Origin of the sequence: Blautia sp. Marseille-P2398 (assembly GCF_964240315.1) — a bacterium.
GTDB lineage: Bacteria > Bacillota > Clostridia > Lachnospirales > Lachnospiraceae > Blautia_A > Blautia_A wexlerae.
In genome coordinates, this window is record NZ_CAXSTD010000038.1 from 1 (window position 1) to 2541 (window position 2541).

2 protein-coding genes are annotated in these 2541 nt (G+C 39.6%); both read left to right on the plus strand.

Annotation, left to right across the window (positions count from 1 at the left end; all coding sequences use genetic code 11):
• The first annotated feature begins 253 nt into the window (after positions 1-253).
• Positions 254-1102, plus strand: coding sequence for a site-specific integrase (locus ACESZG_RS18825; RefSeq protein ID WP_055060816.1), 849 nt, complete (start codon positions 254-256; stop codon positions 1100-1102).
• Positions 1099-2274, plus strand: coding sequence for an IS91 family transposase (locus tag ACESZG_RS18830; RefSeq protein ID WP_055060815.1), 1176 nt, complete (start codon positions 1099-1101; stop codon positions 2272-2274). The genes ACESZG_RS18825 and ACESZG_RS18830 overlap by 4 nt, the downstream gene beginning before the upstream one ends.
• Positions 2275-2541: the final 267 nt, after the last annotated feature.

The window sequence follows — 2541 nt, forward strand, 5'->3', positions numbered from 1 at the left end:
ATTGAACAAAATCGCTGCGCGATGGCCTGCCAAGGCTGTGGCGCAGTTTTATTTTTATTAAAAAAGCAGTGGAATTACTTTCCATAATCCGTTATTGTTAAGTTACCACACGAAACAACTGAACTAAGAAAGCTCCACTGCCTATGATAAGAATAACATTTTCCAGTCTCTTCCGCAATCGGAATTATGACGCTAACGCACCTCCGAATAGGTAGATGTAATTATTAACACTATTTATTCTGGAGGTTTTATTATGTATAAAGATATTTTTGAATCCATCCGCAATGAAGCGGAAAAACGTAACCTGCGTGAAAGAACTATTCAACTGTATTGCTCTGATGTCAGTTACTTCCTTCGTTGGATTGGAAAAAATGTTTCTGATCTTACACTTGAAGATGCGGAAAGTTTTCTTACTGCCAAACGTCTGGAAGGAAGGTCTCCTGAAACTCACAATCACTATCGGTCTGCAATCAAGTTCTTATATAAAAAGGTGCTGAAGATTCTCTGGGATGATGACACTGTTCCGGCTATGAAAAGAGAGCGAAATCTTCCTGCTGTTCTATCCCGCGATGAAATAAATGCAATCATTGACGCCACTCCGAATCTGAAGCATAAAGCGATTATTGCAACTATGTATTCTTCCGGATTACGTGTATCAGAGGTTGTTCATCTTCATTATGATGACATTTCACGTACCAACATGACAATTCATGTTCGTGAAACCAAAGGCAGAATTGACAGGTATACAATTCTGTCTCAAAAAAATTTAGACCTTCTCACAGAGTATTGGTACAAATGTGGTCGCCCTAAAGATATCCTTTTCCCAAGTTCCTGGTCCGGTGGATATCTTGATATAGCCAGTGTTAACCAGTTCTTTAAGAAAAGTGCTAAACTCGCCGGCATTAACCGTCATGTTTCCTCTCATGCGTGCCGTCATAGTTTTGCCAGCCACCTATTCGAAAGTGGCACAGATATAAAATATATCCAGTCACTTCTGGGACATGTTGATCCTCGCTCTACAGATGTTTACCTTCATGTGAGCAACAAGACACTTCTTGGAATCCGCAGCCCGTTCGACAACCCGGAAGGTGGTAAATCATGAGTAAGGATTGTACGATTCAGGATGTTTTTCATCGTTTTTATCCATCTTTTGAATCCACACATAGTATTTCTCCCGCTCAGCGAAAGACCGCTTATCACATCATGAATTGCAAAACCGGTGCCTTTGGTGTGAATGTAAGCGTATGCGAGGACTGCGGCTGCATGTCAGTCCACTATAACTCCTGCCGTGACAGATGCTGTCCTATGTGTCAGGAGTTTCCAAAAGAAAAATGGGTAGATGCACGGCGTGAGGATATCTTAGATGCTCCTTATTTCCATGTAGTTTTTACAGTTCCAAAAGAACTTAATCCCATTATCTACAGCAACCAGAAATTCTTATACACTGCTCTTTATCATGCGGCTTCAGATACTCTCAGTGAACTTGCTGCTGATAGTAAATATCTTGGGACTGATATCGGCTATATCTGTATCCTCCATACATGGGGAAGCACCATGAATTTTCATCCTCATATCCATGCGATTGTTCTTGGTGGAGGGCTGGATGTGAAAAGTCATTGGAAAGACAACGGGAAAGAGTTTTTTCTTCCGATTAAGGTGATCTCCAAAATATTTCGTGGAAAATATATGGCTGAACTTAAGCAGCTCTGGGAAAATGACAGGCTTGAATTTCATGGGCCGGCTGCACCTTACAAAAACTACTATACTTTCAAGGAATTATTAAATACCTGCTATACAAAGGAATGGATTCCTTATTGCAAGAAACCATTTGACGGTGCCGAATCTGTCATCAGATACCTTGGAAAATACACCCACCGGATTGCTATCAGCAACTACCGTATCAAAGACATGACAGAATCTACAGTTACTTTTTCCGCTAAAGATTACAAAAACCAAGGGCTTTGGAAAGAGATCACCATATCCGGCGAGGAATTTATCCGTCGATTTTTAATGCATGTTCCTCCAAAACGTTTTGTACGTATCAGGCACTATGGTCTTCTTTCATCCAGAAATAAGAAGAAAAAGATTACCCTATGCAGAAACATCCTTGGTTGCAAAAAATATATTTCCAAGCTGAAAGATATGGATGCACCTGCCATTATCCGTCTTCTTTATAATAAAGATATATGCAAGTGTTCTTCCTGTGGTGGTAAGATTATTCCTCTGCCTACAGAACAACATTTTATAAAACCAAAACCACATATGCTCTGTTAACGTATCATAACTGTATATTTTTTTAGCTTCCTTAGGGAGGCTTATTTCTGGTGTCATAATACAGGACTGAATTATAAATTCTATGTGTTTCTATGTGTACACGCTATCCTATTATAAATAGAGTGTCATAATTAAAAGTCCATATAGAGTTGACGCGCTTTGTTCAACCAGAAAAAATCGAAATTGATGCAAACGAAAGGGCAGTTAATGAAAAGTCTCCATACTGCTTTTTCGTTTGCACCACCTTCGATTCTTTCCTTAACGATT

Bases quoted from the DNA above. Each gene is read 5' to 3' on its own strand.
- ACESZG_RS18825 (WP_055060816.1), top strand. From the start codon at position 254: ATGTATAAAGATATTTTTGAATCCATCCGCAATGAAGCGGAAAAACGT.
- ACESZG_RS18830 (WP_055060815.1), top strand. From the start codon at position 1,099: ATGAGTAAGGATTGTACGATTCAGGATGTTTTTCATCGTTTTTATCCA.